General features: G+C 69.5%; 20 protein-coding genes. 11 read left to right on the plus strand and 9 right to left on the minus strand.

Annotated elements, in window-relative coordinates; genetic code table 11:
• A partial coding sequence (locus VIR15_RS02540) for a hypothetical protein (protein ID WP_331925898.1) occupies positions 1 to 397 on the minus strand: 397 nt, incomplete at its 3' end.
• 44 nt (positions 398 to 441) lie between these two features.
• Here VIR15_RS02540 and VIR15_RS02545 point away from each other — a divergent pair.
• On the plus strand, positions 442 to 1752 hold the full coding sequence (locus tag VIR15_RS02545) for a cation:proton antiporter (protein ID WP_331925899.1): 1311 nt from the start codon (positions 442 to 444) through the stop codon (positions 1750 to 1752).
• 39 nt (positions 1753 to 1791) lie between these two features.
• Positions 1792 to 3495: an alkaline phosphatase D family protein gene (locus VIR15_RS02550; RefSeq protein ID WP_331925900.1), complete on the plus strand. Its 1704-nt coding sequence runs from the start codon at positions 1792 to 1794 to the stop codon at positions 3493 to 3495.
• A 9-nt stretch (positions 3496 to 3504) separates the two neighbouring features.
• On the opposite strand, the gene VIR15_RS02555 is transcribed toward VIR15_RS02550, so the two are convergent.
• Positions 3505 to 3882, minus strand: coding sequence for a hypothetical protein (locus VIR15_RS02555; protein WP_331925901.1), 378 nt, complete (start codon positions 3880 to 3882; stop codon positions 3505 to 3507).
• A gap of 85 nt (positions 3883 to 3967) precedes the next feature.
• On the opposite strand from VIR15_RS02555, the gene VIR15_RS02560 reads away from it, so the two are divergent.
• The 6 genes from VIR15_RS02560 (at position 3968) to wecB (ending at position 10473) form a co-directional block, all read left to right on the plus strand.
• Positions 3968 to 4627, plus strand: a complete 660-nt coding sequence (locus tag VIR15_RS02560; protein ID WP_331925902.1) for an SRPBCC family protein — start codon at positions 3968 to 3970, stop codon at positions 4625 to 4627.
• A 239-nt stretch (positions 4628 to 4866) separates the two neighbouring features.
• Positions 4867 to 6789, plus strand: coding sequence for a molecular chaperone DnaK (gene dnaK, locus VIR15_RS02565; RefSeq protein WP_331925903.1), 1923 nt, complete (start codon positions 4867 to 4869; stop codon positions 6787 to 6789).
• Positions 6786 to 7475: a nucleotide exchange factor GrpE gene (locus VIR15_RS02570; RefSeq protein ID WP_331925904.1), complete on the plus strand. Its 690-nt coding sequence runs from the start codon at positions 6786 to 6788 to the stop codon at positions 7473 to 7475. Before dnaK ends, VIR15_RS02570 begins: the two co-directional genes overlap by 4 nt.
• Positions 7476 to 7517: 42 nt before the next feature.
• Positions 7518 to 8513 (plus strand): DnaJ C-terminal domain-containing protein, encoded by a 996-nt coding sequence (locus VIR15_RS02575; protein WP_331925905.1) that lies wholly within the window; start codon positions 7518 to 7520, stop codon positions 8511 to 8513.
• Between the two features lie 48 nt (positions 8514 to 8561).
• Positions 8562 to 9026, plus strand: coding sequence for a heat shock protein transcriptional repressor HspR (locus tag VIR15_RS02580; protein WP_331925906.1), 465 nt, complete (start codon positions 8562 to 8564; stop codon positions 9024 to 9026).
• A 295-nt stretch (positions 9027 to 9321) separates the two neighbouring features.
• A complete protein-coding gene (gene wecB / locus VIR15_RS02585; protein ID WP_331925907.1) occupies positions 9322 to 10473 on the plus strand; it encodes a non-hydrolyzing UDP-N-acetylglucosamine 2-epimerase in 1152 nt (383 codons plus the stop codon).
• 30 nt (positions 10474 to 10503) lie between these two features.
• On the opposite strand, the gene wecC is transcribed toward wecB, so the two are convergent.
• The 6 genes from wecC to VIR15_RS02615 are packed head-to-tail and all read right to left on the minus strand — an operon-like array spanning position 10504 to position 17733.
• Entirely contained in the window at positions 10504 to 11766 is a 1263-nt protein-coding gene (gene wecC, locus VIR15_RS02590) for a UDP-N-acetyl-D-mannosamine dehydrogenase (RefSeq protein WP_331925908.1), read from the minus strand.
• Positions 11759 to 12949 carry a glycosyltransferase gene (locus tag VIR15_RS02595; protein ID WP_331925909.1) on the minus strand — a complete coding sequence of 397 codons (1191 nt, stop codon included), beginning with the start codon at positions 12947 to 12949 and terminating at the stop codon, positions 11759 to 11761. Before VIR15_RS02595 ends, wecC begins: the two co-directional genes overlap by 8 nt.
• On the minus strand, positions 12946 to 13824 hold the full coding sequence (locus tag VIR15_RS02600) for an ABC transporter ATP-binding protein (protein WP_331925910.1): 879 nt from the start codon (positions 13822 to 13824) through the stop codon (positions 12946 to 12948). The genes VIR15_RS02595 and VIR15_RS02600 overlap by 4 nt, the downstream gene beginning before the upstream one ends.
• Positions 13811 to 14719: an ABC transporter permease gene (locus VIR15_RS02605; RefSeq protein ID WP_331925911.1), complete on the minus strand. Its 909-nt coding sequence runs from the start codon at positions 14717 to 14719 to the stop codon at positions 13811 to 13813. Before VIR15_RS02605 ends, VIR15_RS02600 begins: the two co-directional genes overlap by 14 nt.
• The gene (locus tag VIR15_RS02610) at positions 14716 to 15975 is read right to left on the minus strand and encodes a nucleotide sugar dehydrogenase (RefSeq protein ID WP_331925912.1); all 1260 of its coding nucleotides are present in this window, start codon (positions 15973 to 15975) and stop codon (positions 14716 to 14718) included. Before VIR15_RS02610 ends, VIR15_RS02605 begins: the two co-directional genes overlap by 4 nt.
• Before the next feature lie 3 nt (positions 15976 to 15978).
• Complete coding sequence (locus tag VIR15_RS02615; protein ID WP_331925913.1) at positions 15979 to 17733, minus strand: glycosyltransferase family 4 protein; 1755 nt, start codon at positions 17731 to 17733, stop codon at positions 15979 to 15981.
• A 199-nt stretch (positions 17734 to 17932) separates the two neighbouring features.
• Here VIR15_RS02615 and VIR15_RS02620 point away from each other — a divergent pair, with 199 nt between their 5' ends.
• Positions 17933 to 19813, plus strand: coding sequence for a glycosyltransferase family protein (locus VIR15_RS02620; protein ID WP_331925914.1), 1881 nt, complete (start codon positions 17933 to 17935; stop codon positions 19811 to 19813).
• A gap of 27 nt (positions 19814 to 19840) precedes the next feature.
• On the plus strand, positions 19841 to 21979 hold the full coding sequence (locus tag VIR15_RS02625) for a glycosyltransferase family protein (RefSeq protein ID WP_331925915.1): 2139 nt from the start codon (positions 19841 to 19843) through the stop codon (positions 21977 to 21979).
• A 6-nt stretch (positions 21980 to 21985) separates the two neighbouring features.
• Here VIR15_RS02625 and VIR15_RS02630 read toward each other — a convergent pair whose 3' ends face one another.
• Positions 21986 to 23260: a glycosyltransferase family protein gene (locus VIR15_RS02630; protein WP_331925916.1), complete on the minus strand. Its 1275-nt coding sequence runs from the start codon at positions 23258 to 23260 to the stop codon at positions 21986 to 21988.
• A gap of 264 nt (positions 23261 to 23524) precedes the next feature.
• Between VIR15_RS02630 and clpB the strand changes: the two genes are divergently transcribed.
• A complete protein-coding gene (gene clpB / locus VIR15_RS02635; protein WP_331925917.1) occupies positions 23525 to 26098 on the plus strand; it encodes an ATP-dependent chaperone ClpB in 2574 nt (857 codons plus the stop codon).
• Positions 26099 to 26357: the final 259 nt, after the last annotated feature.

Raw genomic sequence — 26357 nt, forward strand, 5'->3', positions numbered from 1 at the left:
CCCCCAGCCGATCGGACGGCACGTGGGCCGGCAGGATGGCCGGGGCGGGCAGGCGGTGGAGCCGGGCGAGCAGTCTGCCGACGTCGGGCCACGGGATCGTGTCGCCGACCCCGAGGACGGGGACCTCCGGCCAGGCGGTCACGAGGGAGCCATCCGGCGCCGCCACGACCTCCGATGTCAGGGGCGGCACGAAGACGGTGGCGAGCGACGACTCGCACGCTGCCGTCACCCGCGCGGCGAGCGCGGTGCTCTCGGTGCGCTCGTGGTGCAGCTTGAGGACGGCGCCGCCGACGAACGCCAGCCGGGCACCAGAGGGCGTCGTGACCCAGCGGTCCGTGGAAGCTGGCGTGGCCGCGGAGGCGAGCTCAGCGGCATACGTCCTCACCCACTTGTCCACAACAAGGACGGTACGGCGTTTGCGCGGTGGCACCATGATTCGCAATGCCGACCAACGCCGTCTACCTCATCGTCGGGCTCGCCCTGCTCGTGGCCGCCGTGCTGCCCAGCGTCCTGACCCGGTACGCCGTCTCCGCCCCCATGGTGCTGCTCGCGTTGGGGATGGCCATCGGGATGGCCCCGCTGCCCAGCGGTCTCTCCCTCGACCCGGTGGACGTCCGACCGGTGGTCGAGCGGCTGACCGAGATCACGGTCCTCGTCGCACTCATGGGAGTTGGCCTCGCGCTGGACCGCCCGTTCTCCTTCAGGGACCGGAAGTCGTGGGGAGCCTGGTCGGCCACCTGGCGCCTGATCGTCGTCGCCATGCCGGTGACCATCGCAGGGGTGGCGCTCCTCGGTTGGGCGCTGGGCCTCGCTCCGGCCGCAGCCCTGCTGCTCGGCGCCCTGCTGTCGCCCACCGATCCGGTACTCGCAGGCGACGTGCAGGTCGCCGGCCCACGGGTGGTCGACGACGATCAGGAGGGCGCAGAGGAGATCGACGAGGAGGACGAGGTCCGCTTCGCCCTGACGTCCGAGGCGGGACTCAACGACGGAATGGCCTTCCCCTTCGTCTACGCGGCGATCTTCCTCGCCGTCGAGGGCCCGGTCTCGGGCTGGTTGCCGAGGTGGGTCGCCTGGGAGCTCGTCGGAAAGGTCGTTCTCGGCGTGGCGGTCGGCATTCTCGTGGGGTGGGGACTGGCCCGGGTGGCCTTCCGGGCCCCGCGCCGCGCGTTGCGGCTCGCCGAGCAGGGCGAACCGCTCCTCGTGCTCGCTGCGCTCGTCCTGACCTACGGCGTGAGCGAGCTCGTGGGGGGCTACGGGTTTCTCGCCGTCTTCGCCTGCGGCATGGCGCTGCGGGCGGCGGAGCGTGGCCACGAGTACCACCGCACGATGCACGCGCTCATCGCGAACCTCGAGCGGCTCCTCGTCCTGGTCGTCCTGCTCCTGCTCGGCACGGCCATGACGAAGGGGCTGCTCGGACCGCTCGACTGGCGCGGTGTCCTCGTCGCCCTCGTGCTCGTCTTCGTCCTGCGACCGATCGCTGGATTCCTCAGCCTCGGCCTGTGGCGCCGTCGCTCCGCGTACCCCGGAGGGATGACGCGCTCGGAGGCGTTGGTCACGGCCTTCTTCGGCGTGCGGGGCGTCGGCTCGCTCTACTACCTCGCGTACGCCGCGGGGTTGCACGCCTTTCCCGAGGAGCGCTGGCTGTGGTCGGTCGCTGCGGTCTCCATCACGCTGTCGGTCTTCGTCCACGGGACACTTGCCACTCCGGTGATGCGGCACCTCGAGCTCAGGCGGGAACGCCTTACACCGTGAATCGGCCACCCGCGGCTCCGATTGGGGTATGTCTGGTCCATGGACGTTGCGACGAGCCTGGTGCTCGGGCCGATGCTCCGGTACGCCGACGAGACGAGCGCGACCGTGTGGGTGGAGACGTCGAGCAGTTCGACGGTGACCGTCGCCTGCGCTGGACGTAGCTGGCAGGCGCCGACGTTCCGGGTCGGAGGCCACCACTACGCGCTCGTCATCATCGAGGGCCTCGAGCGGGCTTCGACCCACGACTACGCCGTCTCCGTGGACGGAGAGCCGGTGTGGCCCCCGCCGGACAGCCCCTATCCGGCACCGCACATCCGCACCATCGACCGGACGCTGCCGACCCGTCTGGCATATGGCTCGTGCCGCACCGCGGTGCCGCACGACGAGGAGGGGAACCGGACCAACGGCGTCGACGCATTGCGGGCCCTGGCCCTGGCCATCGCCTCGGGCCGGGCCGACGAGCCGGACCTCATCGCGTTCCTCGGGGACCAGGTCTACGCAGACCTCACCTCTGACGCGATGCAGGAGTACATCAGCGAGCGCCGCAGTCTGGACGAGCCGCCGGGTGAGGAGATCAAGGACTACGAGGAGTACTCGCACCTCTACTGGCTCGCCTGGACGGATCCTGCGAACCGGTGGCTGCTGTCCACGGTGCCGAGCTGCATGATCTTCGACGACCACGACATCCGCGACGACTGGAACACCTCGTGGACGTGGCACGAGGAGATGAACCGGACGTCGTGGTGGAACGAGCGCCTCATCGGCGGCCTGACGTCCTACTGGGTCTACCAGCACATCGGGAACCTGTCACCGGCGCAGCTGCGCACCGACGAGCTCTATGCCCGGGTGATCGCACACGAGGGCAATGGTGAGCTGGACCTGACGGAGGCGGTCAACGACCTGGCCCGGCGGGTGGACCGACACCCCGAGGTCTACCGCTGGAGCTACGTCCGCGACTTCGGGGACAGCCGCCTCGTCGTCGTCGACTCGCGGGCCGCGCGCGTTCTCGAGCCGAATCGGCGCTCGATGCTCGACCCGGATGAGCTGGCCTGGCTGGACGACCAGCTGACCGGCGACGTCGACCACCTGCTCATCGGCACGTCGCTGCCGTTCCTGCTCCCCCCGGGGCTGCACGACCTCGAGGCGATCGACGAGGTGCTCGCGAGCGGGGCGTTCTCGTCGGAGGCGCTGTCGCGTCCTGTCTCGTCACTGGCGGAGCGGCTGCGGCAGTCGGTCGACCTCGAGCACTGGGCGGCGTTCAACGAGGGTTTCGCCGAGGTCTTCGAGCTCGTCATGTCGGTGGCTCGTGGCGAGCGCGGCCGTCCGCCGGCGACGATCACGTTCCTGTCCGGGGACGTCCACAACTCCTATGTCGCGCAGGTCGAGGACGTCGGGCGACACGGTGCCCGGTCGCTCATCGTGCAGGCCGTCTGCTCACCCATCCGCAACCCGATGCCGAGGGCGCTGCGCATCATGATGTCGGCGTTTGCCAAACGCCTTGTCGGGCCGATGCGCTGGATCGCCACCCGGTCAGACCGCATCCCCGACCCTGCCTATCCGTGGCGGGTCACCGACGGCCCGTGGTTCGACAACTGCATCGGCGAGCTGCGCGTCAGCGGACCGGATCTCGAGCTGACCTGGCGCAGAGGTGAAGTGCCGTCCGCCGATGAGGATCCGGTCCTGACGCATGTCGCCACCGTCCAGATCGCCGGATACCCGGCCCGGGAGGCGACTCCCGCCTGACCACTGGCCTCACCCAGCCGACTCGCGCTCGCCGGTGTGACGCAGCTGTGCCCGGTAGACGACCGGGGTCAGATATGGCTGGTTCCGGCGACGCCGCTTGGCCTTGGGCTCCAGCTGGCTCCCGTCCCAGTCCACGCCGATCGTCGCAGCCGGGCGGCCGGTGAGGCGGTGGATGAGCCGTTCAAGGGCGTTGCGGTTGTCGTCCCCATGGATCACGGTGCCGAGCGCGCCGTGAACGTTCATCATCCGTTCGTGCGCCTCGTGGACCTTCGGAGGAGCCTCTTCGTCGGGCGGCTCGGCGAGCGCGGAGAGGTCGAGCATGACGCGGTCTCCCCGGTTGAACCGGACGAAGTCCGGCGCGATGGCCGACGGCTCCTGCGAATCCATGCCCCGAGTCTTACAGGCACAATCCGGCGCGTCGTCCACCGGGGGATGAGAGGCTGGGGACACGACGGACGGGAGGTCATGCAGAATGGCTCGCTACCGCATCCCTCGACCCGTCGGCATCGGTCTCGCGCTCGCGACTGCTGGCTGGGGACTGTGGACGGCCAGGTACTCCCTGCTCCACTGGGGTGCCACCCACGCCGAGCTGCAGGAGACGCTCCCCGGTGACGAGCTGATCCCCGATCCGCGGCGGGTCGCCACCCGGAGCATCACCATCGATGCTCCGCCTGACGCCGTCTGGCCCTGGATTGCCCAGCTGGGTCAGGGACGGGGTGGTCTCTACAGCTACGACGGGCTGGAGAACCTCGCCGGGTGTGAGATCCACAGTCTCGACCAGATCGTGCCGGAGCTGCAGACCATCGAGGTGGACGACGAGGTACGGCTGCACCCGAAGGTCGCCCTCACCGTGTGGTCCGTGCAGCCGGGCTCGCATCTGGTGCTCAGGCCCGGCCCCGTGGGGCGCGGCGACGGCGATCTGGACGGAGCGCCCTTCGACTACACCTGGGCCTTCGTGCTGCGCAGGCATCCTGGCAGGAGGACGCGGCTGCTCGTGCGGGAGCGCTACGCACTCCTGCGCCCGGGCGCCGGCGCCATCGTCGAGCCCCTCGCGGTCGTCAGTTCGTTCATGGGGATCAAGCAGCTCCGGGGCATCCGCGATCGCGCGGCTCGGGCGGCCGTCGACCGCTGACGCCGGCTTCCGAGATGGAGATTGAGGTCGACCACCCAAGCTTCTGGGAACAATCGTGGGCCGGGTAAAGTTGAGCCTGATGGACGCAAGATTTGCGAGCGCGGCTTTGACAATATGGGGCCACGGGGAGCAGATTGAGCGGCGAATACAGACCAATCCGGCCCGTTGCGCGACTGAGCCTGCCCATGGGAGCGAGCTGAGCGGCATACGGCCACATCTGGAAACCAAGGAGATCACTCATGGCACGTGCGGTCGGAATCGACCTCGGTACCACCAACTCGGCCGTCTCCGTCCTCGAGGGCGGCGAGCCGACGATCATCGCGAACGCTGAGGGCGGCCGCACCACCCCGTCCGTCGTCGCGTTCAGCAAGAACGGCGAGGTGCTCGTCGGCGAGGTCGCCAAGCGCCAGGCCGTCACCAACGTCGACCGGACGATCCGGTCGGTCAAGCGCCACATGGGCAGTGACTGGAAGACGCCGGAGATCGACGGCAAGACCTACACGGCGCAGGAGATCAGCGCCCGCATCCTCCAGAAACTGAAGCGCGACGCGGAGTCCTACCTCGGCGAGACGGTGACCGACGCCGTCATCACCGTGCCCGCCTACTTCGAGGACCACCAGCGCCAGGCCACCAAGGAGGCCGGCGAGATCGCGGGCCTCAACGTCCTGCGCATCGTCAACGAGCCCACCGCGGCGGCGCTCGCCTACGGCCTCGACAAGGGCAAGGAGGACGAGCTCATCCTCGTCTTCGACCTCGGTGGCGGCACGTTCGACGTGTCCCTCCTCGAGGTCGGCAAGGATGCCGAGGACGGCTTCGCGACGATCCAGGTCCGGGCGACCAATGGGGACAACCACCTCGGTGGCGACGACTGGGACGAGGTCATCGTCCAGCACCTCATCACCCAGGTGAAGAACAAGACGGGCCAGGACCTGTCCAAGGACAAGATCGCGATGCAGCGGCTCCGTGACGAGGCCGAGCGCGCCAAGAAGGAGCTGTCGTCCGCGACCTCCACGAACATCTCGGCGCAGTACATCTCGATGACGCCCGAGGGCCCGATCCACCTCGACGAGTCGCTGACTCGGGCGCAGTTCGAGCAGATGACCAAGCACCTGCTCGAGCGGACGAAGGCTCCCTTCCAGCGTGTCATCGACGACGCGGGCATCAAGATCTCCGACATCGACCACGTGGTCCTCGTCGGCGGTTCGACCCGCATGCCGTCCGTGGCGAACCTCGTCAAGGAGATGGCCGGCCAGGAGCCCAACAAGGGCGTCAACCCGGACGAGGTCGTCGCGGTCGGCGCGTCCCTGCAGGCCGGTGTCCTCAAGGGCGAGCGCAAGGACGTCCTGCTCATCGACGTCACGCCGCTCTCGCTCGGCATCGAGACCAAGGGTGGCCTGTTCACCAAGCTCATCGAGCGCAACACGGCCATCCCGACGAAGCGCTCCGAGATCTTCACGACGGCCGACGACAACCAGCCGTCAGTGCTCATCCAGGTCTTCCAGGGTGAGCGCGACATCGCGCAGCACAACAAGTCGCTCGGCACGTTCGAGTTGACCGGCATCGCCCCGGCGCCGCGCGGTGTGCCGAAGATCGAGGTCACCTTCGACATCGACGCCAACGGCATCGTCAACGTCTCCGCCAAGGACCAGGGCACCGGCAAGGAGCAGAAGATGACGATCACCGGCGGTTCGGCCCTCTCCAAGGAGGAGATCGACCGCATGGTCAAGGACGCCGAGGCGCACGCCGAGGAGGACCGCCAGCGTCGCGAGCAGGCCGAGGTCAAGAACCAGGCCGAGCAGCTCGTCTTCTCGACCGAGACCTTCCTCAAGGAGTCTGGCGAGAAGGTCCCCGCCGACGTCAAGAAGCCCGTCGACGAGGCTCTCGCCGACCTCAAGGGCGCGGTTGCCGAGGGCTCGGAGGCCAGTGTCGAGGACATCAAGGCCAAGATCGAGACGCTCAACACGACGTCACAAGCCATGGGACAGGCGGTGTATGCCGCTGAGTCGGCTTCCGCTGCCTCCTCCGGTTCCGCTGGGGCTGAGGACGCCTCGGCTGGTGCCTCGGCCGATGGGTCGGGTGGCTCGCGTGGCTCGGCTGGCTCGGACGACGACGTCGTCGACGCCGAGGTCATCGATGACGAGGACGTGAAGGACGCGAAGTGACCACCAGTGATCCCCAGGGTGTGACCCCCGAGGACCTGACCCCGGAAGGTGCCGGCCCCGAGCCGGCCGGCGCCGACCAGGGTGCCGGGGCTGCCGGCGGCAACGCCGGCACCCCGCCCCAAGGGGGTTCGCCCAAGCACACGTACTACGAGGGTGGTGCCGGCGCGTCGGCAGAACCGGGCGGCGACGACGAGTACGACCACGCGCCGGACCGGGACGAAGCGCCATCGCAACACGAGGGTGCGGCCCTCGCGGAGGAGGACACCATGGCGGCGACGCTGCTCGCCGACCTGCAACGGCTCCAGGCGGAGTACGTCAACTACAAGAAGCGGGTCGACCGCGACCGGGACGTCATCCGGCACGCGGCGGTCGGCGGCGTCGTGGAGTCGCTCCTGCCGGTGCTCGACGACATCCACTCGGCCCGCGAGGCCGGGGCGCTCGAGGAGGGCCCGTTCGCGGCCATCGCCGAGAAGCTGGAGTCGATCCTGGGCCGCTTCGGCGTGGAGCGGCTGGGCGAGAAGGGCGAGGAGTTCGACCCGACGGTGCACGAGGCGCTCATGCACGTGGAGGCGGAGCTGCCCGAAGAGGCGACCGGCACCACCGTCGTCCAGGTGATCCAGCCCGGGTACCGGATCGGCGAGCGGCTCGTCCGGGCGGCCCGCGTGTCGGTGGCGGACCCCGCTTGACGGGCGGGGATACGGGCAGGATGACAGAGACGGAGGTGCGCCATGGCTAGCCAGGACTGGTTCGAGAAGGACTTCTACGCGATCCTCGGCGTGCCCCAGGACGCGGATGCCGCGACGATCAAGAAGAAGTACCGCAAGCTCGCGCGCGACCTGCACCCCGACCACAACGTCGGTGATGCGAAGGCCGAGGAGCGGTTCAAGGAGATCGGCGAGGCCTACGCCGTCCTGTCCGATCCGGAGCAGCGCCGCGAGTACGACGCCATTCGGGCCATGTCCCACGGCGGTGCGCGGTTCGCGCCCGGCGGCGGAGGTGGCTTCGAGGACATCTTCGCGAACTTCGGCGGTGGAGGTGAGCAGGTCCGCTTCGGCACCGGCGGCGCCCAGCCGAACATCGAGGACCTCCTCGGCCAGATGTTCGGCGGCGGCGGTGCCGGCTTCCCCGGTGGTGGCGCATATCCCGGCGGGTTCGGCTCCACAGCCGGCCCCCGCGCCGGCGTCGACGTGTCGGCCTCGACGCGGATCGGCTTCCGCGAGGCGGTCGAGGGCTCGACGGTCACCCTGTCGTCGCCGGAGCTCGGCCGCATCACGGCCCGGATCCCACCGGGTGTCAAGGACGGCCAGAAGATCAAGCTGCGCGGCAAGGGCCGCAAGGGTGACCCTGGCGCACCGGCTGGCGACCTCATCCTCACCGTGTCGGTCGACAAGCACCCGGTGTTCGGTCGCGAGGGCGACAACCTGACCATCGACCTACCCGTGACCTTTGCGGAGGCGGCGCTCGGCGCGACCGTTGCCGTGCCGACGCTCGACGGCGGGTCCGTCAAGGTCAAGATCGCGCCGGGCACGCCCAGCGGCCGGGTGCTCCGGCTCCGGGGCCGCGGCGTCAAGCGCGGCGACAAGGCGGGAGACCTGCTCGCCAAGGTCCAGGTCGTCGTGCCGCAGCGCCTGACCGACGAGGCACGTGAGGCGATCGAGACAATGGCCAGGGCGGAGGACGGCCAGGACCCGCGGGCCGACCTCTTCGAGCGAGCCCGGCTCTGACGCTCGCGGTGCGCAGGCAGGACAACAACTGAGACGAAGGTGGTGACGATGGCACGGACGAACCAGCACCCCATGGCGCCGGACGACGAGACCCCGGTCTTCGTCATCTCCGTCGCTGCCCAGCTCGCCGGCATGCACGCCCAGACGCTGCGGCAGTACGACCGGCTCGGGCTGGTCTCCCCGTCGCGCACCCAGGGCGGCGGCCGCCGCTACAGCGGACGGGACGTCTCGCTGCTGCGTGAGGTCCAGCGACTCTCCCAGGAGGGCGTGTCCCTCGCCGGCATCCAGCGCATCCTCGAGCTCGAGGACCAGGTGGAGGCGCTCCAGTCCCGCGTCAAGGAGCTGGTCGCCGAGGTGGAAGCCGCACGGTCGACGCTCGAGGAGGCGCGCTCGGGCGACCGGGTCTTCGCGGCGGGGCCGCGCGGCGACGTGGTCGCCGTCCGTCCGGGACAGCGGCCGAAGCGCACCTTTGCCTCCCAGGCGCTCGTGGTGTGGCGACCCGGCGGCCGCTGATTTCCGTTCGAGGTATTCGGTTCGAGGTATGAGTCGGCTCTCCAGAGCGGCCGCGTACCTCGAATCACCGTTCAGAGGCGGACGAGGGCGCCGCTCAGCGTGACTCTGGGCAGCCGACCGCGACAGCAAGCGCGTGGGACTGGCTCGCTCCGCGGGTCGAGGTCGACCTCGGACGGCAGTCCCCGCACTCTGTGCATTGGGCTGGGAGCGAGCTCAGCGGCATACGGCATGCAGGTTTGAAGGAAGGGTGGGGGCCGCCGGTAGGCTGTGCCGCTGGAACGGCAGGAGGAGCCCCATGTACCGCGTCATGACCATCTACGGCACTCGCCCCGAGGCCATCAAGATGGCACCCCTGGTCGGCGAGCTGCGTCGGCACGACCAGCTCACGCCCATCGTGGCGGTCACCGGGCAGCACCGCGAGATGCTCGACCAGGTCAACAACCTGTTCGGCATCGAACCGACCCACGACCTCGACCTCATGACCCCCGGCGCGACCCTCGCGGAGATCACCTCCAAGACGATCCTGGCGACGTCGCACCTGCTCCAGGACGTGCGGCCCGACGTCGTCGTCGTCCAGGGCGACACGACGACGGTGCTGGCGGCGGCCCTGTCCGCGTTCTACGAGAAGATCCCGGTCGTCCACCTCGAGGCCGGCCTACGGACCGGCAACATCTATTCGCCGTTTCCCGAGGAGGTCAACCGCCGGCTGACGTCGCCGCTGGCCTCATTGCACCTGGCCCCCACCTTGACGTCGAAGGCCAACCTCCTGCGCGAGGGAATCGACGAGGCCACCATCCCGGTCACCGGCAACACGGTCATCGACGCGCTGGAGTGGACCACGACCCAGCCGGTCGAGTTCAGCGACCCGCGCGTCGGCGAGATCGTGGATGCTGCAAAGGCGGGGCGCAAGCTGCTGCTGGTCACGTCGCACCGGCGCGAGTCGTGGGGCGACCGAATGACCGAGTCGATGGGCGCGATCCGCGACCTCGCTGTGGCCAACCCCGATGCCCTCGTGCTGTTGCCGATGCACCGCAACCCGATCGTCCGGGAGGTCATCGAGCCGATGCTCGGGCCGCTCGAGAACGTCACGCTCACCGAGCCGCTCGAGTACCACCAGTTCGCCCATGTTTTGGCCGCCTCCAACGTCGTGCTCACCGACTCCGGCGGCGTGCAGGAGGAGGCGCCGAGCCTCGGCAAGCCGGTGCTCGTCATGCGCGACACGACTGAGCGTCCCGAGGCCGTGTCGGCGGGGACGGTCCGGCTCGTCGGCACCGATGCCGAAACGATCCGCACCTCCGTGCAGACGCTCTTTGACGACGCGCGCGCCTACGACGAGATGGCCAACGCGGTCAACCCCTACGGAGACGGCAAGGCCGCCAAGCGCTGCGTCGCTGCGATCTCCGCCATGCTCGGCATCGGGGTGCGCGAGCCGGACTTCGGCAGCTGACCGCCAGCGGTGGCGGGCCTGCTGGGTCCCTCAGCGCCAGATGCCGCGGGTGTCGATGACCTTCTTGCCGTCCAGGTCGCCCAAGGTCAGGTGCTTGAACGCGTGATGGTCCACGAGGAGCAGGACGACATCGGCCTCGTGAACCGCATACGACACCTCGGCGAGGAAGACGTTGGCCCGGCCGTGGAGGGACTTCGGCAGCGCGGTGATGTGCGGCTCCACGGCGAGGATGGTCGCGCCGGGTAGGTCGTTGGCCAGCTGCTCGGTGATCCCGAGAGCGGGGGACTCGCGCAGGTCGTCGATGTCGGCCTTGAACGCCAGGCCAAGGCAGGCGACCGTCGCGTTCTCGCCGTCAGGGCCCGCTCCGAGCTCGGAGAGCGCCCCCTTGACCTTGCTGATGATGGTGTGCGGTCGGGCGTCGTTGGTCTCCCGGGCCGTCCGGATCAGGCGCGCGCGCTCGGGCGCCGACGCGACGATGAACCACGGGTCGACGGCGATGCAGTGGCCGCCGACGCCCGGACCGGGGTTGAGGATGTTGACCCGGGGATGGCGATTGGCGAGGCGGATGACTTCCCACACGTCGAGGCCGAGCTCCTCGCAGATCTCCGCCAGCTCATTGGCGAAGGCGATGTTGACGTCGCGGAAGGAGTTCTCCGTCAGCTTGGCCATCTCGGCCGAGGTCGCGTCGGTGAGCAGGATCTCGCCCGTGACGAAGGTGCGGTAGAGCGCCGCGGCGCGCTCGGCGCAGGCCGGGGTCAGCCCGCCGACGACCCGGTCGTTGGTGAAGATCTCCACCATGATGCGGCCCGGAAGGACCCGCTCGGGGCAGTGCGCCAGGTGGACGTCGGGACGCTCGGACTGGTGGGGGAGGCGCAGGTCGGGGCGCAGCTCCGCGAGCCACTCGCTGATCTTGCGAGTGGTCCCGGGCGGGGACGTCGACTCGAGGATGACGACCTCGCCGCCGCGCAGGCGAGGAGCGATCGCCTCGGTCGCTGAGCGGATGTAGGACAGGTCCGGCTCGTGGTCACCCTTGAACGGGGTCGGCACGGCGATGAGGTAGTAGGACGCCGCGGGGACCCTGGTGCTGGCCTGGAGGCGCCCGGAGCTCACCGCCTCTTCGATCGCCTCGTCGAGGTCCGGCTCGACGATCGGCACGCGGCCGGCATTGATCTCGGACACGGTCCGCTCGTTGACATCGACGCCGTGAACCGTCAGGCCCTGCTGGGTCAGGGCGGCACACGTGGGCAGGCCGATGTAACCCAGGCCGATGACAGCGATTCCATCTCTAAACATGCGGTGATTCTCCGGGTGGAAGGGATGCGGTCTGCGGAGACCTGATGATCCGGCCGTCCATGACGGCACGGACCGCGGCGACGAAGGCGCCGCTCTGAGTCGACCAGTCGTGATGTGCCTGCGCGTAGGCGTGCCCTCGCCGACCGAGTTCGCGGGCGAGGTCGCGGTCCTCGTGGAGTCGGAGGACTGCCTCCGCTGCAGCGGCGGCGTCGTCGAACGGGACGACGAAGCCGGCACCCGATGCCTCGACGAGCTGCTCGGCCACGGGGAGGGGAGTCGTGACGACGGGGACTCCGCGGGCGAGGTACTCGTAGATCTTGGTCGGGGTCGAGTGCCGGTAGTTGGGCAGGTCCTGAAGGAGGGAGACGCCGACGAGCGATCCCTCGACGAGCTCGAGTGCCGTCGCGTTGGGAACGAAGCCGTGGAGCCGCACGTGGCCGCGAGCCGCCGCGTCGTCGAGGATCCGCCTCGTCTCCTCGTCGCGGGGCGGGCCGATGATCTCGACCGTGAGGGCGCCGTCTGTGCGCTCGTGCAGCAGCCGACCCAGCTCGACCATGACCTGTGCGCCCCGAGCAACGGTCACCGAGCCGAGGTACACGATCCGGTTCGACTGCGGCAGGGGAACGCTCGCCGGCACGGTTGTCGTGTTGGGCACGACGACGTGCTGCCTGCTGAACCGGTCCGCGTAGCCGGGCTCAGCGAGGAGCAGGTGGCGGGAGCGCTCGGCGGCCCGCTCGAGCAGGCGCACGCCGGCTGCGGCCGGGCGCCGCAAGGCGGGCGGCAGCCAACCCTTGACCTCGATGGCCGCAGCGGTGTCCTCGTGCACGTCCCAGATCAGGTGTGGGAGGCGCAGGCCGGCAAGCGCCACGAGCAGCTCGGGGTCGTGGACGATCACTGCGCCGTGCTGGGGAGCGAGTCGGCGAACGACCGCTCTGGCGGCTCGCGCGGCTCGGAGGCGCCGTCGACCGACCGCGCGCGGCAGGTCGATCGTCGTCAGCCCGGGTGCCGTGCCGGGGGAGACATCGTGGTCGCTGAACGAGGCGGCATAGGTCACCGGGATGCCGGCGTCGAGCAGCGCCGCGATCTCGCGATGACGGATGCGGGCGTCCTCGGGGTGGTGCACCACCGTCACGACGAGGACAGGCCTCGTCGCGCTCAGGTGGAGGGTCTCGTCGGAGGTCACGGCCAGAGCGGCGGCGCCGTGACCGGCTCGGACTGGGCGGCTGGCTCCTCAGGCCCGGCGTCGGGAGGCGGCGTCGCGGCAGGCTTGGCAGCGGGTCTCCGGACGGTGGCCTCGTAGGCGGAGACGACCTCCTCGGTCGGTCCGTCCATGACGAGGCGGCCCTGGTCCATCCATAGCACCCGGTCGCACGTCTGACGGATCGCAGCGTTGGAGTGGCTGACGAGGAAGACCGTGCTCGCGTCCTGGCGGATCTCGGCGATGCGCTCACTGCTGCGCGCCTGGAAGTCGGCGTCACCGGTGGCCAGCGCCTCGTCGATCATCAGGATGTCGGGCGCTGCGGCCGTCGAGATCGCGAAGCGGAGCCGGGCCCCCATGCCCGAGGAGTAGGAACTCATCGGCATGTTGATGAACTCGCCGATGCCCGAGAACTCCACGATGTCGTCGTAGCGCTCACGCACCTGGGCAGGGCTGAGGCCGAGAGCCAGACCACCGATCATGACGTTGCGCTCGCCGGTGAGGCTGCTGAGCAGGACCGCGTTGACGCCGAGCAGGGACGGTCGACCAGCGGACCAGACGCGTCCACCGCTCGGCGGAATGAGCCCGGCGATGGCCCGCAGGAGCGTGCTCTTGCCGGAACCGTTGCGTCCGATGATGCCGACCGACTCGCCGTGCTGCACGACGAACGACACGTCCTTGACGGCGTGGACCTTGCGCACCCCTCCGACGTGGGACCGCCTGGCCAGGATTCGTTCGAGGAAGGGCTGCTCGACGTCGGTGGACGTGCCCCGCTTCTTGGCTCCGAAGACGGTGTAGACGATGTCCAGCTCGGACGCGATGACGCTCGGCCTCGCCGTGGTGGCGTCAGTTGGCGCCATAGCGACCCTCCCCTCGCCAGAAGAAGACCAAGCCGGATGCGCTGAGCACGACGGCCCAGAACGCGCAGGCCACCCAGGTCGACAGTTTCGGCTCGTACTCGGCCATGAGGCTTTCGCGGACGGCCGTGATCGGCGCGGCCAGCGGCTGGTAGAGCAGGACGAACCCGAGCAGGTAATGGCCCTTGGCGTAGTGCGAGATGCTGAAGAAGACGCCGGAGATGTAGCGGGCCAGACGCACGACGACCGGTACCAGATTTGCGACGTCGCGAGACGCATTGACGATGCGGGAAAGGTAGAACGCGAAGCCGAGGTTGATCATCGTCTGGAGCACCAGGGCCAACGGGAAGAGCAGCCACTTGGTGGAGACCGGTTCCCCGGTGAGCGGCATCATGATCATGAGCACGGCGAAGGCAGGAAGCTGGGTCAGGAACTGGGTCAACGTGGCCGAGATCGGCAACAGGGCCCGCGGGAACTGGAGGGCCCGGACCAGGCCGATGCTCCCGGTCACCGCCCTGGACCCCGACGTGAGCGACGAGGCGGTGTAGCCGAAGACGAAGATGCCGATGGTCAGAAAGGCGAGGTAGTTCTCGGTGCCTCCCCGGGTGGGGATGAGGAAGCCGAAGATGAAGTAGTAGGACCCGACGAGCAGGATCGGGTTGAGGATCGCCCAGAGCTGCCCGAGGTAGTTGTTCTGGTTCGCCGAGTACGCCTGCGATGACGAGAGGGCCCAGATGAGGTGCCGGTTGGCCCACAGGTCCTTGAGGTACTTGCGGAAGGGCGGGACGCTGCCGAGCTCGTTGAGGCCGGCCTCCCGGGCGAGCCTCTCGGCTTCCTCCGGGGTCAGGGCCGGCGGCAGCGGTGGCGGCGTCGCGGCCTGCACATTCGATTCCGTCACAGTCGCTGCACCCTTTCGTTCACTGGGACGACACCTCGGGTGTCGAGGAGCCGCCGGGCGGCGTCGGCAAGGGCTGCGACGTCGTAACCGCTGTGATTCTGCACCAGAATGGTCAGATCCGCGTCCTCGGCGGCCGCCAACGGGTCGTCCACCCGCTTGATCTCGCCGCCCAGGGCGCGCCAGTCCTCGACATATGGGTCGTGGTAGAGCACCGTCGCCCCGTGGGCCACGAGCTGGCGGGCCAGCGGCACCGCCGGGCTCTCGCGCTCGTCGGCGATGTCGGGCTTGTAGGTGACCCCGAGGAGCAGCACGGTCGAGCCCTTGAGCGCCTTCGCGTCGTCGTTGAGCGCGTCCTGCGCACGGCGGACGACGTAGCCGGGCATGGTCGAGTTGATCTCCTGGGCCAGCTCGACGAAGCGGAAGGGGTAACCCAGGCGGGCCCGGACGCTGTGTGAGAGGTAGTTCGGGTCGATGGGGATGCAGTGCCCACCCACGCCGGGGCCGGGGTAGAAGGCCTGGAACCCGAAGGGCTTGGTCCGGGCGGCCGCGATGACGTCCCAGAGGTCGATGCCGAGGTCGTGGCAGAAGCGCGCCATCTCGTTGACGAGGGCGATGTTGATGTGGCGGTAGGTGTTCTCCAACAGCTTCGCCGTCTCGGCCTCGCGGGTGCCCCGAGTCGGGACGACCGTGTCGACGAACCGCCCGTAGAAGGCGGCGGCGGCATCGGTGCACGCCTGCGTGTGGCCACCGACGACCTTGGGAGTGTTCTTCGCGCCGTACTCCCGGTTGCCCGGGTCGATCCGCTCGGGTGAGAAGGCGAGATGGAAGTCACGGCCCGCGATGAGGCCATCGGCCTCGAGCACCGGACGCACGACCTCGTCGGTGGTCCCCGGGTACGTCGTCGACTCGAGGATCACCACCATGCCGGGCCGTAGCTGTGCGGCGATGGTCGCGACCGCGGCCTCCACGTGTCGCAGGTCCGGCCCACCATCGTCTGCGAGAGGCGTGGGCACGCAGATGACGATCGCGTCGGCCTCGCTGAGCCGGCCGGGATCACTCGTTGCGCTGAAGCCCAGGGCCAGCATCTCGGCGACATCGCGGTCCTGGAGGTCGTCGACATGCGAGATCCCCGCGTTGAGGTCAGCGACAACACTCGTGTCGATGTCGAACCCGACGACCGACAGTCCCGCCCGGCTCGCAGCCTGGGCGAGGGGCATGCCCACATACCCAAGGCCGATGACGGCGGCGTCTACCACTCGTTACTCCCTAGCTGCCTCTCTGGTGGGAACCCGCGACCGGCTGATGTCGCGATAGATCCCTGCGTACGTCGCGGCGGCAGCCTTCCAGGTGCGGTGCCCGGCGACCCAGTTTCGCCCTGCGGCGCCCAGGTCGGCCCTGAGCGTGGAATCATACAGCAGCCTCCGGAGGGCCTCCGACCACGAAGCGGCGTCGCCGGCCGCGGCCGCGAGGCCGCGCGGCTCGGAATCGAGGCCGTCACTGACCAACTCGAGCAGGGGCGGCAGGTTGCTCACGACGACGGGACGAGCGGTGGCCATCGCCTCGAGAGGCTTCAGCGGGGGGACGAGCTCCGTCACGGGTGTGCGCAGACGAGGCACGCAGAAGACGTCCAGCGCAGCATGGTGGAGGTGGGCCTCGTCGTGGGGCACGCGGCCGGTGAAGGTCGCACGCTCCGGTCCGAGCCGCTCGGCCGCCCTGCGCTGGAGGTCGGCGAGGGCCGGGCCGTCCCCGACCACGAGCAGCACGAGGCGCGGGTCGTCGACGGCCGCAACGGCCTCGATGAGGACGTCGATCCCCTCGTAGTCGTTGAGCGTGCTGACCATGCCGACCGCCACCGCGTCCTCGGCGATGCCGAGGCGGGCGCGGAGCCGGGTCGCGTCCGGCGCCGGCTCGAGGAACTCGGCCGAGACGGCATTCCCGACGAGGTTGACCTTCGCGGCCGGGATGCCTCGGGCCACGATGTCGTCGACCATGGCCCGTGAGACGGCGACCACCGCGTCGGCGGCGCGCATGCAGGCCGTCTCCGCCTCCTTGGACAGCAGGTACTGGTCCGAGGCCGGATCGCCTCCGCGGCTGCGCCAGGTCTCCTCGAGGAAGCCGCGTGCCTCGTAGACGACCGGCAGGCCGAGCCGGTCCCCGGCGAGCAGCGCCACCTGACCGTTCTCGTGCTTGCTGTGCGCGTGGAGTACGTCGATCTCGAGGCGCTCGGCCAGCCGAGTCACCGCATCGGCCCCGACGCGGATTCGCTCATGAGCGAGCACGGGCAGGCCGCGGAGCGGTACGAGGCGGTGAGTGGGCACCGTCTGGTGGACGAAGTCCCGGCTGGCAGCGAGTGCGCCGCTGTCCACCGGGAAGCCCAGGCGCGTGACGACATGCGCATCGATGCCGGCGCCGCGTTGCGACTCGGCGATGCCCTGGGTCCGGATGGTGTATCCGGCCTGCACCTCGGGCAGCGCGTTGGTCACGACGTGGAGGACTCGCATCGGACGCTCGCCGTGGCCGGAACCTGCGCCCGCGGACCCGGAGATCCCTGGTGCACGTTCGGGCAGGGCGTGCACCTCCGGGGCCTCGAGCACCGTCAACTCCGAGGCGAGGGTGGCCTGGAGCGACCGCTCACGGGCGCCGCCGGATCGCGCCGCCTGGGCCGCCAGGGCCACGGCCGCTCGTGAGTGGCCCTGGGCCCACTCTGCGAGGGCGCGGATCCGGGTCGCCTCGGGTGCGTCCTCGGGCAGCCGTTCGACCGCCAGCGACGCGAGATCGGGTCGGTCGAGGACGCTGGCGACCGCCGCGACGCCGTGGAGTGAGCCAACCGGTCCGTCGAGGGCGAGCTCACGCAGCCCGGCAGCAGCGCGCTCGCGGTCACCGGCGGCGGCATCGGCGACGAGGGCGACGAGTGGCAGCCGGCGACGGACGGCCCTGTGCCGGAACCGCTCCCGCAGGGGTGCGGGGGAGGCGCGCAGCCCCACCGAGACGGCCTTCCACGGGTCTCGCGCCACGTGTCGACCGGCGACCGAGATCGCGGCGGGCAGTTGGGAGAGCCGTGAGAGGGTCCGGGCTGCAAGGGCTGCAATCTGGCGAGCGGTCCGAGGGACGTTTTGAGCGGTCGGTCGGTGCGCTGTAGCCCGACCAGCACTCGCCATGCGCGTATCTTGGCACAGTTCTGGACTGGCCCCCGGTGCTGTAAGACTGTCCCCCATGACTGCGATCCCGCCCCAAGCGCGGCAACGGCTGGCCAAGGTGGCGCGGGCCCTCGATCGTGCACGGAACGATCGTCGGGCGCGTTCGCAGCTGATCGCTCGGGTCAGGACCGAGGTGGGGCGCCGGGTTCCCTTCCGGCACGATCAGCAGTCGCTGCCCCCGCTCCCGTCCTTCCAGCTCCCGACGGGCCCAGTCGTCCGGCCGGACGTGCGAGCAGCCGTCATCCTCGACCCGTTCTCGGAGCTGGCCTTCGCCTACGAGTGGGACCAGGTCAAGCTCCTGCCGGGTGAGTGGCGCCGGCAGCTCATCGAGCCGCGCAAGGCCGACCTGCTCTTCGTCGAGTCCGCCTGGCAGGGCAACGGCCGCGCATGGCGGCTGGCGATGACGAGCGACCAGCCCATCCGGGACGAGTTCAGGCAGCTCGTGGCCTGGTGTCGCGAGCAGGGGATTCCCACGGTTTTCTGGAACAAGGAGGACCCGCCCAACTACGACACGTTCATCGAGACCGCGCGCCTCTTCGACCATGTCTTCACCGTCGACTCGGACCGGATCCCCGACTACGTGCGGGACCTGGGCCACAACCGCGTCGGGCTGCTCCCGTTCGGCGCGCAGCCCCGGATCCACAACCCGATCGAGCGCGACCACGGTCGGACCTACGAGGTCGCGTTTGCCGGCACGTACTTCACGGAGAAGCACCCGGAGCGCCGCGAGCAGATCGAGACCATCGTCAAACCAGCCATCGACCTGGGCCTGCACATCTACTCGCGGATGGCGGCGGAGGACCATCGGTACCAGTTCCCGCCGGAGTACCGGTCACGTGTCGTCGGCTCACTCCCGTACGAGCAGATGCTCGCGGCATACACGTCGTACAAGGTCTTCCTCAACGTCAACTCCGTGACGGATTCTCCGACGATGTGCGCACGCCGGCTCTTCGAGCTCTCAGCCGCCCAGACGCCGATCGTCAGCGGCAGGGCCGCCTCCATCGAGCCGTTCTTCGGTGACACGATCGCGGTGTCCGACTCACCCGCGGAAACCAGGCTGGCGCTTGGGTCGCTCCTGCGGCACAAGGAGTACCGCGATCGCGTCGCGCTGCGCGCACATCGTCGCGTCTTCGACGAGCATCTCTACCGGCACCGAGTCGATACCGTGCTCGACGTGGTCACCCGGCCGCACGAACCCGTGGACCAGTCGATCAGCGCGGTCGTTCCGACGATGCGTCCCGACATGCTCGACAACGTCCTCGACTTCCTGGCGCGACAGTCACATCCAGCCGTCGAGCTCGTCCTCGTCACGCACGGTTTCGAGGTCGACGAGGTGGATGTCAAGCGCCGGGCTGCGGAGCGCGGGCTCGATGCTCCCGTAGTCCGGGCGGCCGACGCGGACCTGACGCTCGGGGCCTGCATGAACCTCGGCGTGGAGGCGGCATCGGGGCGGTACGTCGCCAAGATGGACGACGACAACCACTACGCCGAGCACTACCTCAAGGACCTCGTGCGGGCGTTCGAGTACACCGATGCGGTGGTCGTCGGGAAGTGGGCGCACTACGCCCACCTCACGTCCTCCGACGCCGTCCTTCTGCGCTTCCCCGACCACGAGAACCGCTATGTGCGACTCGTCCAGGGCGGAACGATCCTCGTCCCGACAGAGGCGGCGCGGGAGCTGCGCTTCGAGGATGTACCCCGGCGGGTGGACACCACCTTCCTCGAGAAGGTGAAGCGATCCGGTGGCCGGGTCTACGCCTCGGACCGCTTCAACTTCGTCAGCGTCCGGGCTGCCACGACAGACGGGCACACCTGGCCGATCAGCGACCGTGAGCTGCTCATCCGCCAGGGACGGCTCGCCTTCTACGGCGACCCGGTTCCCCACGTCACCGTCTGAGCGCGCCCCCGACCCATGGAGAGCAGAGTGAAGAAGTCGTCCGGGCCGCGTGCCTACACCAAGCGGCCGGAGCGGTGGCTGTTCCTCGTCGCGGACGCCGCGGACCTCGACGAGTGGGTCGAGCAGGCTCGTGAGATCGCCCTGGGCCGGCACCACGTCTCCGTCGCCTACCTCCAGGGAGCGGTGCCAGAGCGATTCCCGCGCACCGCCAAGACCCATCAGTCCCACGACGCGGAGCCGTGGTACCTCAAGCAGCCAATCGAGCGGCTCAGCCGCGCGGCCGCACGAGCCGCCCGACGGGACGAGACGTGGCTCGAGTCCCGTCGGATCGATCGGCGCTTGCGCCACCAGCTCGACAAGGCTGACCACATCGTGCTCGTCGACGACGCGTTCGAATGGGCGCTCAAGACAATGCCGCCCCTCAAGGCGAGGGTCTGGCGCGACGGCTCCGCGCACGCCGCACTCGACGAGGAGTCCGCATGGCGCTGGCTCGTCGTGCAGGCGGAGCTGTTCGCCAACCGCGGCAGCCATGACCGGTTGCCAGTCACCGGACTCGTCGCGCGAAGCAAGCACCTGCTGGGTCTCGACGAGTTCCACTTCACGCCGGAGGCCGACGTCCGCACGCCGCTCCGCGTGCTCGCGCGGCGGCTCGTGCGCCGGGGCAGCCGAGACGAGGCCCTGCTCCTGCTCGACGTCATGGACCTGTTCGACCGCTGGTACCCGCCGCTGCCCGACGAGAAGGCCGCGGCGCGGGCGCTGCGGCTCCACATCGCCATCGCGGCAGGGGAGCCGCGACCGCCGGACTACGAGGACGTCGTCCGAGAGGTCCTGGCGGTTGCCGACCGACGGTTCGCGAGCCACGACGCAGAGGGTGGCTACTCGTTCGCCGTCATCGGCATGGCGCTGCTGTTCCACCAGCAGCTCCACACCGCGACGGAGAGCAGCCCGCTCGTCGAGGAGCCGGACCGCTTCCTCGCGCCCCTCCAGGCTGCCGACTTCTGGAAGCGGCTCCTTGCCGAGGAGGCGCGCCGCACCGCGGAACGCTCCATGGGGGTCGACGCGCGACCTGAGCCGGTCGCATCGCCACCGGAGCGGCAGCGGGTCCTGGCACTGCCGGGCATCTACCACCACCACGCCGGGCCAATGCTCAAGGCTCTCGAGGCGCGCGGCGACGTCGACCTGCGGATGGTGCGGCTCGACAAGCCCGAGTTCGCGGGCATGATCCTCGACACGACGACCCTCCGGATGCGGTTCGAAGCCCAGGCAGGCGACCCGTCCTTCGCGGACAGCCTCGATCCAGAGGCCGCTGCATTCGTGCGGGGTACCGACGTCGTCGTCGCCGACTGGGCGGACAAGGGCGCGGTGTGGGCGTCCGTGCTCGCCCCGGCCGAGGCTCGGCTCGTCATCCGCATCCACAGCGTCGACGTCCTCTCGGGACCCGCCCAGCTCGTCGACTGGTCCGCGGTCGACACCGTCATCGCCGTCAGCCCCCACATCCGGGACGTCTTCAAGACCGTGCTCGGCCGGCGCGTCGACCACGTGGACGTCCGGGTCGTGACGAACCGGATCATGACCGAGCGGTTCGAGGCCGACAAGTCCGAGTCGGCCGACTGGACCATCGGCCTCGTGGGCTGGGGTCAGCACGTCAAGGACCCGGTGCTCGCCCTCGACATCCTCTCCGCACTTCGCCAGAGTGACGATCGATGGCGTCTCAAGCTCATCGGCGCGGACTTCGGGCACAACCAGGCCGAGCACATCAACCGCTACAGCCGCGAGTTCATGGGCCGTGCCCTCCAGCCCGACGTCGTCGATGCGATCGACTACGCAGGCTTCACGAGGAAACTGCCCGTGCATCTGCGCGACGTCGGCTACATCCTCAGCACGAGCCTGCGCGAGTCGTGCCCGGTCGGGGTCCTCGAGGGCGTCGCCTCCGGCGCCGTGCCGGTCGTGCGTGAGTGGCCGGTCTTCGCCCGCCTGAACGCGGCCCACCAGCTGTTCCCCGAGCGGTTCGTCTTCACCACGGCAGCCGAGGCGGCCAAGATCATCGAGGCCAATCGGGCCGAGCGGATGGGACGCGCTGCCGAGGCGAAGGAGGAGATGGCCGATCTCTTCTCCGTCGAGCAGACTGAGGGCCGCCTCGTCGAGGCAATCCTCGGGCGGCCCTGAGCCAGGTCAGATGGTGATGACGCCTCTGGCCAGGCGGCTCAGGAACTGTGCGGCCGCGGTCGGCTGCTGGATCGGCGTCCGGAACCGGATGGCGTCGTGGTTCATCGCCGACAGGACGCTCGACTCCTCGAGCAGCCCCCAGACCGGGGTGCCGCTGCCCTCGTAGTCGCCCCACTTGGACAGCAGGAACGGGTTCTTCTCGGCGTCCTTGGCCAGCGGGTAGTCGATGACGAGCAGCAGGTCCATGCGGGTCGAGATCTCGAGGAACTGGAGGAATGGCAGGAACGGGTGTGCCCGGACGCAGTCAGCCACATCGAGGGCCTCGATGTACTCGTCCAGCTTCTCCGTGTCGTTCGTGTAGATGTGGAGCGCGAGGCGACGGCGCAGGTCCTTGTCCAGCGCCGAGATGCCGCGCACGACGTCCACGGGGCTCTGCTTGCCGTAGAAGTTGCCGAAGTAGCCGATGTTGATCCGGTCCGACTCGAGCTCCTGGTCCGCCCGGTCGAGCTCGTAGAACCGGGGCGGCAGCATCGGGTGGTGCGCGACGACGGCCCGCTCCCGGGCCCGGCGCTGCAGCTGCGGGTCCGCGATGAACCCGATCATGTACTCGAGCTGGTTCTCGTTGGTGAAGACGATCCGGTCGGCCCGGCTCCACACCAGGTGCTCGGCCCAGGCGAAGACGTTCTCCACGTCCGGCTCGACCTCGAGCGGCCCGACGATCGAACGGATCCGGCGCAGCAGGGCATCGTGCTCGACGGCGGCGAACCGGACGGCGCCGTTCGCGTCGCGTGAACACGGGTCCGAGAACTCCGCCTCCCACTCGATCTCGGGGTGCTTGTCCTTGACCAGCGCGGCCAGGTAGTGCGAGGCCACGAAGTGCGACCGGGAGTACATCGACCGCCACGGAGCCGTCCCGCCTGAGTCGGCCACCCACTGGTCGACCTTCGCCTCGCCCGCCTCGCACCACTCGCGGATCGACGGCCAGCTCGAGAAGCGGGTCTGGGTCGGCAGGATGGCGCGGCGCCGGATGAGGTCGCCCGCGACGGCCTCGACACCCGGGTCGATGCCACGGATCGAGCTCATCTCGTTCTGGATGACGTCAACGGGCTCGCCGAGCAGGCGCACCCGCTTGGCCATGACGGTGCCTGACGTGTCCACATAGGGCGTGAAGCAGTACGCGACGACGAGGCGGTCGGCGGGTCCCTGAGATTCGTCAGCGCGGTCCTGGACGAGGGAGTCGATCAGCTCGGGTCGAGTGGTGCTCTGAGCGGTGTCCGTCAAAGGACCTGCGCCTTCCTGCTCTGCTGGGCTTGGGTGCTCGCAGGAGCATACGTGACCTTCCCGTGAGACTGATTTCCTGTGCCGTATGCCGCTGTGTCCCTCTCGCGCGCACGTGCCCTGCCGCTTCGCCAGCCCGAGCGTAAGGTCGAGGATGCTGGCAGCGAGCTCAGCGGCATACGGCATCGTCTCGCTGTAGTTGAGTGGAATACACTCAACTTTCCTGAGGTTGCACCCCGTGTACGCCGCCCTCTCACAGGAGAATGCATGGATCTTCAGCTGACCACCAAGGCTCAGGAGGCCTTCGCCCAGGCCGCGACGACCGCAGCTGCGAAGCATCACCCCGCGATCGAGCCGGCCCACCTGCTGCTCGGGTTGGCAGCTCAGCAGGGCACGACGACGCCGGCCCTGCTCGAGAAGGCCGGATCCTCCGTGGGTGCCGCCACGGCGGCCGCCGAGAAGGAGATGGCCGCCCTGCCGCAGGTGTCCGGCGGCGCCCAGCAGCCCCAGCTGTCCCGGACCGCGGCAGCGGCGATCCAGCAGGCCCAGCAGTACATGACGGCGATGGGGGACTCGTACGTCTCCACCGACCACCTGCTGCTCGCCCTCGCCCGCACGGGCCAGTTCGGCCTTGATGCCGACGCGATCGAGCAGGCCATCCCCGAGCTGCGCGGCGGCCGCCCGGTGACGTCCGACAACCCGGAGGGAACCTACGAGGCGCTCGCCAAGTACGGCACCGACCTCACCGCAGCGGCCCGCGAGGGCAAGCTCGACCCGGTCATCGGCCGCGACGCCGAGATCCGTCGGGTCGTCCAGGTGCTCAGCCGGCGGACCAAGAACAACCCCGTCCTCATCGGCGAGCCCGGCGTCGGCAAGACGGCGGTCGTCGAAGGGCTCGCCCAGCGGATCGTCGAGGGTGACGTCCCGGAGAGCCTGCGGGACAAGACGCTCTACGCGCTCGACCTCGGCGCCATGCTCGCCGGGGCGAAGTACCGCGGTGAGTTCGAGGAGCGCCTCAAGGCCGTGCTCGACGAGATCAAGGCGTCCGACGGGCAGATCGTCACCTTCATCGACGAGTTGCACACCGTCGTCGGCGCGGGGGCCGGCGGTGAGGGCGCGATGGATGCCGGCAACATGCTCAAGCCGATGCTCGCGCGGGGCGAGCTGCGCCTCGTCGGCGCGACGACGCTCGACGAGTACCGCAAGCACATCGAGAAGGACGCCGCCCTCGAGCGCCGGTTCCAGCAGGTCTTCGTCGGCGAGCCTTCGGTCGAGGACACCATTGCCATCCTCCGTGGCCTCAAGGAGCGCTACGAAGGGCACCACAAGGTGACCATCGCCGACGCGGCTCTGGTGGCTGCGGCGAGCCTCTCCGACCGCTACATCACCGGCCGCAAGCTGCCCGACAAGGCCATCGACCTCATCGACGAGGCGGCGTCGCGACTGCGCATGGAGATCGACAGCTCGCCGGTCGAGATCGACGAGCTCCGGCGCGCCGTCGACCGGCTCAAGATGGAGGAGTTCGCGCTCGAGCAGGAGCACGACGCGGCCTCGCGCGAACGGCTCGAGCGACTGCGCAAGGACCTTGCCGACCGCTCCGAGGAGCTGGCCGCCCTGAACGCACGCTGGGAGGCCGAGAAGTCGGGCCTGAACGCTGTTGGCGACCTCAAGGCTCGCATCGACGACCTGCGCACGCAGGCGGACCGGCTCCAGCGCGAGGGCGACCTCGCGGGCGCCTCGAAGATCCTCTACGGAGACATCCCGTCGCTCGAGAAGGAGCTCGCCGCGGCCCAGGAGCGCGAGGAGGCCGCGGTCCACGGGGCCGAGGAGACGATGGTCGCCCCGATGGTCAAGGAGGAGGTCGGCGCCGACGACATCGCCGACGTCATCTCGGCGTGGACCGGCATCCCTGCTGGCCGACTGCTGGAGGGCGAGACCGAGAAGCTGCTGCACATGGAGCAGGTCATCGGCGCTCGCCTGGTCGGCCAGAGCGAGGCGGTGCGTGCCGTGTCCGACGCCGTGCGGCGCTCGCGGGCCGGGGTCTCGGACCCCGACCGTCCGACCGGGTCCTTCCTCTTCCTCGGCCCGACGGGTGTCGGCAAGACCGAGCTCGCCAAGTCGCTCGCGGACTTCCTCTTCGACGACGAGCGGGCCATGGTCCGGATCGACATGTCGGAGTACTCCGAGCGACACGCCGTGGCGCGCCTCATCGGTGCGCCTCCGGGTTACGTCGGCTACGAGGAGGGCGGCCAGCTCACCGAGGCGGTCCGCCGCCGGCCCTACTCGGTCGTCCTGCTCGACGAGGTCGAAAAGGCGCACCCGGAGACCTTTGATGTTCTGCTCCAGGTGCTCGACGACGGTCGGCTCACCGACGGCCAGGGGCGGACGGTCGACTTCCGCCACGTCATCCTCGTGATGACCTCGAACCTCGGGTCCCAGTACCTCGTCGACCCGCTGCTCTCGCCGGACCAGAAGCGCGAGGAGGTCCTCGGGCTCGTCCGCGCCGCGTTCAAGCCGGAGTTCCTCAACCGGCTCGACGAGATCGTCATCTTCGACGCGCTGAGCCAGGCCGAGCTGGCGGACATCGTCGACCTGCAGGTGCGTTCCTTCGCGACGCGGCTCGCCGACCGGCGAATCACCTTGGAGGTCAAGGACGCCGCCCGCAACTGGCTCGCCGAGCGTGGTTACGACCCCGCCTATGGTGCACGACCGCTGCGACGCCTCGTGCAGCGGGAGATCGGCGACCGGCTCGCCCGTGCCCTGCTCGCCGGCGAGGTCCGCGACGGCCAGACGGTCACGGTGGACCTGGACCCGAGCGGGGAGTCGCTCAACCTCGGCTGAGTGCCCACCGGACGAGTGCCGAACGCGCGGTATGTCGCGCGTTCGGCACTCCTGGCGTATGCCGCTGGGCTCGCAACCACGCGCACCCGCGGTTCCAGCCCTCCCGCCCTCTCAAGCCGCAACACACCCGCTTATCGACTGCCGCCCCCTGCTGCAGCAGGGGGCAGCAGTCGATAAGCGGGTGTGTTGCCTGCTGGGAGGCTTGTCTGAACGAACTGAGCGACCCTGAGGCTTTGTGGCGTTGCTCATTGGGTGAAGA

Origin of the sequence: Intrasporangium sp. (genome assembly GCF_036566125.1) — a bacterium.
Lineage (GTDB): Bacteria > Actinomycetota > Actinomycetes > Actinomycetales > Dermatophilaceae > Intrasporangium.

What these genes read in the sequence shown, in the direction of transcription:
- VIR15_RS02545 (WP_331925899.1), top strand. Translation starts at nt 442, where the DNA reads ATGCCGACCAACGCCGTCTACCTCATCGTCGGGCTCGCCCTGCTCGTG.
- VIR15_RS02550 (WP_331925900.1), top strand. Translation starts at nt 1,792, where the DNA reads ATGGACGTTGCGACGAGCCTGGTGCTCGGGCCGATGCTCCGGTACGCC.
- VIR15_RS02555 (WP_331925901.1), bottom strand. Translation starts at nt 3,882, where the DNA reads ATGGATTCGCAGGAGCCGTCGGCCATCGCGCCGGACTTCGTCCGGTTC.
- VIR15_RS02560 (WP_331925902.1), top strand. Translation starts at nt 3,968, where the DNA reads ATGGCTCGCTACCGCATCCCTCGACCCGTCGGCATCGGTCTCGCGCTC.
- dnaK (WP_331925903.1), top strand. Translation starts at nt 4,867, where the DNA reads ATGGCACGTGCGGTCGGAATCGACCTCGGTACCACCAACTCGGCCGTC.
- VIR15_RS02575 (WP_331925905.1), top strand. Translation starts at nt 7,518, where the DNA reads ATGGCTAGCCAGGACTGGTTCGAGAAGGACTTCTACGCGATCCTCGGC.
- VIR15_RS02580 (WP_331925906.1), top strand. Translation starts at nt 8,562, where the DNA reads ATGGCACGGACGAACCAGCACCCCATGGCGCCGGACGACGAGACCCCG.
- wecB (WP_331925907.1), top strand. Translation starts at nt 9,322, where the DNA reads ATGTACCGCGTCATGACCATCTACGGCACTCGCCCCGAGGCCATCAAG.
- wecC (WP_331925908.1), bottom strand. Translation starts at nt 11,766, where the DNA reads ATGTTTAGAGATGGAATCGCTGTCATCGGCCTGGGTTACATCGGCCTG.
- VIR15_RS02600 (WP_331925910.1), bottom strand. Translation starts at nt 13,824, where the DNA reads ATGGCGCCAACTGACGCCACCACGGCGAGGCCGAGCGTCATCGCGTCC.
- VIR15_RS02620 (WP_331925914.1), top strand. Translation starts at nt 17,933, where the DNA reads ATGACTGCGATCCCGCCCCAAGCGCGGCAACGGCTGGCCAAGGTGGCG.
- clpB (WP_331925917.1), top strand. Translation starts at nt 23,525, where the DNA reads ATGGATCTTCAGCTGACCACCAAGGCTCAGGAGGCCTTCGCCCAGGCC.